Source organism: Pseudomonas wayambapalatensis (genome assembly GCF_049942315.1).
Taxonomy (GTDB): Bacteria; Pseudomonadota; Gammaproteobacteria; order Pseudomonadales; family Pseudomonadaceae; genus Aquipseudomonas; species Aquipseudomonas wayambapalatensis.
Genome location: NZ_JBNFMU010000046.1, coordinates 1 through 7,109, shown reverse-complemented (window position 1 = coordinate 7,109; position 7,109 = coordinate 1). Strand labels below are relative to the sequence as shown.

General features: G+C 67.8%; 5 protein-coding genes. All 5 read right to left on the bottom strand.

Annotation, left to right across the window (positions count from 1 at the left end):
* Positions 1–41: 41 nt before the first annotated feature.
* Genes ACPZMI_RS01315 through ACPZMI_RS01295 form a run of 5 tightly spaced genes read right to left on the bottom strand, consistent with a single transcriptional unit; the run spans position 42 to position 6,969 of the window.
* Entirely contained in the window at positions 42–1,235 is a 1,194-nt protein-coding gene (locus ACPZMI_RS01315; RefSeq protein ID WP_426351529.1) for a pyridoxal phosphate-dependent aminotransferase, read from the bottom strand.
* A gap of 12 nt (positions 1,236–1,247) precedes the next feature.
* On the bottom strand, positions 1,248–2,855 hold the full coding sequence (locus ACPZMI_RS01310; RefSeq protein WP_426351528.1) for a 5-guanidino-2-oxopentanoate decarboxylase: 1,608 nt from the start codon (positions 2,853–2,855) through the stop codon (positions 1,248–1,250).
* Positions 2,848–4,965, bottom strand: coding sequence for an acetate--CoA ligase family protein (locus ACPZMI_RS01305; protein WP_426351527.1), 2,118 nt, complete (start codon positions 4,963–4,965; stop codon positions 2,848–2,850). The genes ACPZMI_RS01310 and ACPZMI_RS01305 overlap by 8 nt, the downstream gene beginning before the upstream one ends.
* An 18-nt stretch (positions 4,966–4,983) precedes the next feature.
* Complete coding sequence (locus tag ACPZMI_RS01300) at positions 4,984–6,144, bottom strand: acyl-CoA dehydrogenase family protein (RefSeq protein ID WP_065863505.1); 1,161 nt, start codon at positions 6,142–6,144, stop codon at positions 4,984–4,986.
* A gap of 42 nt (positions 6,145–6,186) precedes the next feature.
* Complete coding sequence (locus tag ACPZMI_RS01295; RefSeq protein WP_186665257.1) at positions 6,187–6,969, bottom strand: enoyl-CoA hydratase/isomerase family protein; 783 nt, start codon at positions 6,967–6,969, stop codon at positions 6,187–6,189.
* Positions 6,970–7,109 lie beyond the last annotated feature (140 nt).

The window sequence follows — 7,109 nt, the reverse complement described above, 5'->3', positions numbered from 1 at the left end:
TACCTGTGGGAGCGGGCTTGCCCGCGAAAGGGCCCTGCGCCTCACCCCGTGACCACCCTGCCCTCCAGCACCTGCGCCGCACAGCGGGCAATCCGCCGGCAAGCCTCGGTAAGGGCCTCGGCCCCCAGCACCAGCCCCAGGCGGATATGCCCCGCCGCACTCGGCCCGAACGCCTCCCCCGCCAGTACCGACACGCCATGCGTCTGCAGCAGCAGGCTGGAAAACGCCTGGGCGCTGAGGCCGGTCTGGCGGATATCGACCATCACGAACATCCCGCCATCGGGCTTGAGCACCTTCACCCCCGGGCAATCGGCCAGGCATGCGCAGACCAGGTCGCGCCGCTGCCGATAGGCCTCGCGCATCGCCTCAAGCTCCGGCAGGCGCTGCTCCAGCGCCACCACCGCGGCATCCTGGATAAAGTCCGGTGAGCCATACAGCATGCACAGCGCCAGGTTCTCCAGATGGCAGGCCAACGCTGGCGAGCCGACCACCCAGCCAACCCGCCAGCCCGTCATGGCGTGCGACTTGGACAGGCTGTTCAGGGTCGCGGTCCGGTCGGCCATGCCCGGCAGGCTGCCAGGGCTGATGTGCTCGCCTTCGTACAACAGCTCGCTGTACACCTCGTCGCTGATCAACCACAGGTCATGGGCCACGCACAACTCGGCCAGCGCCTCCCAGGTGCTGCGCGGCAGGCTGGCACCGGAGGGGTTGTGCGGGCTGTTCAGGGCCAGCGCACGGGTACGCGGGGTGATGCGCGCGGCAACATCCTCGGCCTGCACGCGAAAACCATGCTCGGGCTTGACCGGCACCGGCACCACCGTGGCGCCACAGGCGCCGAACACGGCCTCGTAGGTGACGTACATCGGCTCGGCGACGATCACCTCGTCACCCGGATCGAGCACGCACTGGGCCACGCAGAACAACGCGCACTGGGCACCGGCCAGCACCGTCACCTGATCGGCATCGACGGCCTGGCCGCTGCGCTGCTGGTGGCGCCGGGCGATGGCCTGGCGCAGGGCATGCTTGCCGCGCACATCGGAGTAATGGGTGTGGCCGTCCTGCAGGCTGTCGATGGCGGCCTGGACGATCGGCGCCGGGGTGTCGAAGTCCGGGTCGCCCACCGACAGCAGCAGGATGTCGCGGCCCTGAGCCTGCAGCTCAAGGGCGCGGTAGTGGATCTCCCAGGCCGCAGCGCCGTCACCGGCGATGCGCTGGGTCAGCTTGGAAAAACGCATGAAAAGCCTCCATCAATGGGCGCTGGCGTGCCTGAGTTCGATCAGGGTGACGCCGTCGCGCGCGAATCCGTTCCTGAGGTCCTGCTCCAGCTCATCGAGGCTGCCGGGCTGCGCCACGGCGCAGCCGAAGGCACGGCCCAGGCCGATGAAGTCGGGGTTGCGCGGCAGCACGCCGATGGGTTCGATATCCAGGCCCAGCATATCGTCGCGGATCTGCCCGAGCGCATCGTTGTTCCACAGCAATACCACCAGCGGCCGGTCCAGTTCCTCGACCGCCGTGGCCAGCTCCTGCGCGGTGTACAGGAACCCGCCGTCCCCCACCAGCACCAGGCCTGGACGCTCGCCCCCGGCGAACATGCCGCCGATCCCCGCCGGTAGACCATAGCCCAGGGTTCCGTACCCCGTGGGATGCAGCCAGCTGCGCGGTGTCTTGCTGGGGAAGGCGTAGTTGCCGGTGTAGGCCAACTGCGTCATGTCGGTACTGATGAAGGCATTGTCCGGCAACGCCCGGGCCACACGATCGAGAATGCCCTGGTGCAATCGCTGCAACGGCCCATGCCCTGCCCTCACCGCCTCGCGCAGACCGGCAACCGCATGGATAGCCGCCGTGGCATCGCGGCGAATATCCGGCAGATGCTCCAGCACCCCGGCCAGGGTCAGGCGCGCATCACCCTGCAATGCCAGCGCGCACGGGTAGAAATCGTTGAACTTGCGCGGGTCGATATCGATACGAATCAATTCGCCGTTGATCGGCAGGCGCTCGCGCCAGAAATCGGTGTCGGCCATCTCGGTCCCCACCGCCAGCACCACGTCCGCCTCGGCGATCATCTGCCAGCCCGGCTCCACACACAGGCTCGCACCGGCACTGAGCGGCGCCTCAGGCGGCAGCAGCCCCTTGCCTGCCACGCTGGTGAACACCGGTGCAGCCAGGCGCTCGCTCAGTACAGACAGCTCGGACCCCGCCTGCAGTGCTCCACCGCCCGCGATGATCATCGGGCGCCTGGCAGCGGCCAGCCTGGCCGCCGCCTGATCCAGCACAGTGCGGTCCGGCACGCTGCGGCCAGGGCGGCGTACCACCTCGGCGCTCCAGTCACGCGCCACCGCTGCCGACAGCACATCCAGCGGCACCGAGATATGCACCGGCCGCGGCCGCTCGCTGTCGAACACCGCCCAGGCGCGGGCGATCAGCTCAGGCAGGTCTTCCGGGCTCAGGGCCAGCGCCGAGAAGGCGGTGATCGGCGCGGTCATCGCGCGTTGGTCCTGAGTCTCGTGCAGGCAGCCCCAGCCTTTGCCCAGGCTGGCGCTGTGGTTGACGCTGGAGATCACCAGCAACGGAATCGAGTCGGCGTGGGCCTGGCCGATGGCAGTGGCGGCATTGGTCACACCGGGGCCGGTGATCACGAAACACACGCCTGGCTTGCCACTGATGCGCGCATAGCCGTCGGCCATGAAGCCTGCGCCCTGCTCGTGGCGGGTCAGCACATGGCGGATACCACTGCCAGGCAGGCCGCGATACAGCTCCAAGGTGTGCACGCCGGGAATGCCGAACACGGTGTCGACGCCATAGTTGGCCAGCAATCGGACCAGGGCCTGGCCGCCGGTCAAGGGTTTGTCATGCATGTTCATCTCCTCGGGCCTGGCCCAGGCGGATCAGTGCATCGACCGCCGTGGTGGCATTGGCGCCGACCATCAATGGGTTGACGTCCAGCTCCAGCAGCTGGCTGGCGTTTTCGCAGGCGTAGTCGGCCACCGCGCGGATCGCGGCCACCAGAACATCCAGGTCGGCCGCCGGACGCCCGCGGAAACCCTGCAGCAACCCGGCGCTGCGCAGCCCGAGCAAGGCCGCGCGGATGGCGCCATCGGTGGTGGGCAGCAGCAGGCTGGTGCTGTCCTTGAGCAATTCGACCAGCACCCCGCCCGCCCCGATGACCAGTGCCAGGGCAAAGCCGTTCTCGCGCTTGATGCCGACGATCAGCTCGGCCAACGCTGGCTCGGCCATCGGTTCGAGCAGTACTCGATCGAACGGCACCTGTGGCGCGTGGGCATGGATACGCTCGCGCATCTGGTGCAGCGCCGCCTCGAGCGCCCGGCCATCACGCAGGTTCAGCGCCACCGCGCCAGCTTCGGTCTTGTGCGGCAACTGTGCGCTGACCGCCTTGAGCACCAACGGAAAGCCGACAGTGGCCGAATCGGCCAGCGCCGAACCGGGGGTGCTCAGCCGACCGTCCGGGACCGGCAAGCCAAAGGGGCGCAGGGCCTGCTTGGACTGCCACTCGTCCAGCAAGCGGGTCTTGCCAGTCAGTGCCTGCGGGCACAACGGCACCAGCGCGGACTCGCCCAACGCCAGCAGGCGCTGTCGATTGGCCTGGTACTCAACGATCCGCCCCCAGGCCGCCAGGCCATCTTCCACGCCCTGCAACGCCGCGATGCCATGGGCATGCAGACGCTCACGAGCGCTGGCCGGCAGCAGCTCGGGGAAGGCCGAGGTGACGAAGCCGATCTTGCCGTGACGCGCCAGGGCCTGGCAGTACAGCGCCAGCAGCAGGTCGCACTCCTTGCGCTCGCCGGTGAACTCCGCCGGATAGTCGAGCACCAGCATCGCCGCATCGGCGTCGCTGCGCAGGGCGCTGTCGAGCATGCGCTGCAGTGCCTCGTCGTCGCCCCAGATGGCCGTGGTGAAGTCCAGCGGGTTGACCAGGTTGGCGTAGCTGGGCAGCACCTGGGCCAGCTCATCGACCTGGGTCTGCTCGAGCTTGGGCAGGCTCAGATGGTTGCGCTCGGCATAATCGGCGATCAGCCCGGCGTCACCGCCCGAGCAGGCCAGGGCAATCAGCCGGTCGCCCTGGGGCAACTGCCCGCAAGCGGCGGCCTTGAGGGTTTCGACGAAGCTTACCGGGCCGCTCACGCGAATCACGCCCAGGCGCTTGAACAAGGCGTCGTACAGCGCGTCGGAGCCAGACAGCGAGCTGGTGTGGCTGAGCGCAAGTTCGGCACCGATCTGCGACACGCCGGTCTTCAGCGCGATGATCGGCGTACCGCGCTCCAGCGCCTTGTGCGCGGCGCGGGCAAAGCCGGGCACGTTCTTCAACCCTTCCAGATGCAGGCCGATGGCGGTGACGCGCGGATCGTCCAGCAGCACATCCATCAACTCGGCCACGCCCAGCTGCGCCTGGTTGCCGACAGAGGCCATGTAGGCCACCGGCAGCGAACGGTCGCTCATCGACAGGTTGTAGGCGAAGTTGCCGCTCTGGGTGAGGATCGCCACGCCCTTCTCGACCGTCTTGCCGCCATGGGCGACCGGCCACAGCGCGGCGCTGTGCAGGTAGTCGAGCAGGCCATAGCAGTTGGGGCCCAGCAGGGCCATGCTACCGGCCGCCTGCAGCAGGCGCTGCTGCAAGGCCTCGCCCCCGGCGCCACTTTCGGCGAAGCCCGAGGCATAGCAGATCGCGCCGCCGGCACCGAGCGCGGCGAGTTGCTCGACGCAGGCCAGGGTCAGCTCGCGGTTGGTGGCGATAAACACGGCATCCGGGCCGCACGGCAGCTCGGCGACGCTGGCCACGCACGGGATGCCATCGATGCTGGGGTGCTGCGGGTTGACCAGCCACATCGGGCCCTGGAACCCGCCTTCGGCGCAGCGCTTGAGGGCGCGGGCCATGCTGCGGCCACCGACGAAGGCCAGGTGCCGCGGCGCCAGCAGACGCTTGAGGTTGTCACGAATCGACTGCGACATGAGTGTTCTCCAGCCCGATCAGCGCAACAGAGGGCGCAGCAGTTCGCGGGAAATGATGTGCCGCTGGATCTCCGATGTCCCCTCCCAGATCCGTTCGATTCGCGCGTTGCGCCAGATCCGCTCCACCGGCCCTTCGTCCATCAGGCCCATGCCACCGAAGATCTGTACCGCTTCGTCGGCGACCTTGCCCAACACTTCGCTGGCGAACAGCTTGGCCATGCCGGCCTCGCCATCGGTCATGCTGCCCTGGTCCATCTTCCAGGCGGTGTGCAGGGTCAGCAGCTCCGCAGCGCGGATCTGCGTGGCCATGTCGGCGAGCTTGAACGACACGCCTTGATAGCTGCCGATCGGTTGGCCGAACTGCTTGCGATCCGCCGACCACTGCAGCGACAGGTCCAGTGCCCGCTGGGCCTGGCCGACGCAGTTGGCGGCGACCATCACCCGCCCGGCGGTCAGCCAGGCGTTGGCCACTTCCCAGCCCTTGCCGACCTCGCCCAGCACCTTGCTGGCGGGCACCTTGCAGTCGTCGAAGAACAGCTCGTAGGTGTGATAGCCACGGTTGCTCACGCACTTGGGCCCACGGCGGATGGTCATGCCGGGGGTGCCGCGATCGACCAGGAAAGCGGTCACGGCATTGCGCTTGCGGCCGTTGTGCTCGTAGGTGTCGGTGACGGCGAAGACGATGGCGAAGTCGGCATGCCCGGCATGGCTGATGAAGTGCTTGCTGCCGTTGATCACGAAGTCGTCGCCCTGGCGCACGGCGCGAGTCTTGATGGCGTTGGCATCGGAGCCGGCGCCAGGTTCGGTGAGGGCGAAGCAATCGATCTTCTCGCCCTGCACGCTGGGCAGCAGGTAGTCGTTGATCTGCTCATCCTTGCAGGCCATGAGAATCTTCGAAGGGCGTGCGACGAACACGTGCACGGCCCAGGAAACCTTGGACAACTCACGCTCGATCAGCGCCTGGGACAGGTAGTCCAACCCGCCACCGCCGACTTCCTCGGGCATGTTGAAGGCATAGAAGCCTGCGGCGATGGCCTTGCCGCGGATCTGCGCGGCAAGCTCGGGCGACACCGCGTCGGCGCGGTCGACCTCTTCCTCGTGGGGCAGCAGCTCCTTGGCGACGAAACTGCGTACCGCTTCCACCAACATTTCTTGTTCTTGGGTCAGTTGGAAATTCATCTGGCATGGTCCTGAAGAAGGTACTGGGGAGGTGCTGGAAGGTCATTTACCGACGAAGCGCGCGGGCCTGCGCTCGACCGAGGCGCGCAGTGCCTCGGCACCGTCCTCGCTGCGCCCGCACAGCAGCCCAGCGGCCAGCTCCGCCGCCAATTGCTCGGCCAGGGTGCGCTGGGCACCGTCGCGGATCAGGCGCTTGGTCTGGGCGAAGGCGAAGGTCGGGCCCTGGGCCAGGCGTGAGGCGAGTTCGGCGGTGACGGTCAGCAGTTGGTCGTCGGCGCAGACTTCGCCCACCAGGCCTGCGGCGAGCGCCCGTTCGGCGCCCCACAACTCGTCGAGGAACAGCAGGCGCTTGGCCTGCTCGCTGCCGATCAGCCGCGGCAGGTGCCAACTGGCGCCCGCATCGGGGCTGTAGGCCATGCTGGTGTAGCCGGCCTTGAAGCGCGCCGAAGCGGCGGCGATGCGCAGGTCGCAGCACAGGGTCAGGTCCATGCCGGCGCCGACAGCGGTGCCGTTGATCGCGGCGACGGTGGGTTTGTCGAGGGTGTGCAGGCGCTGCATCAGGGCATGGGCGGTTTCGGTCCAGCCGTAGCTTTCCAGGGCGCCGCGGGCTTCGGCCTCGGCCCATTCGGCAAGGTCAGCCCCGGCACAGAAGCTGCGCCCGCTGCCGGTCAGCACGACGACGCGCACGGCGGGGTCGGCGTTGAAGTCTTCGAGCAGGCTGTGCAGGTGCTTGAGGGTGGGGATGTCCAGGGCATTGCGCTGGTCGGGGCGGTTGAGCGTGATCCAGGCGACACCGGCTTCGAGGGTGGTCAACAGGCTGGTCATGGGAAGCCTCGAGTTGTTGTGGTTGGGGTGGGCTTGGGCGAGATACTAAACGAGCGTTCAACAAGGCGGCAATCGGCGGATATGGGGCTGTTACAACTTCGAACAATCGGGGTTTTGGGGTGTTGCGCAGGGCCTTTTTT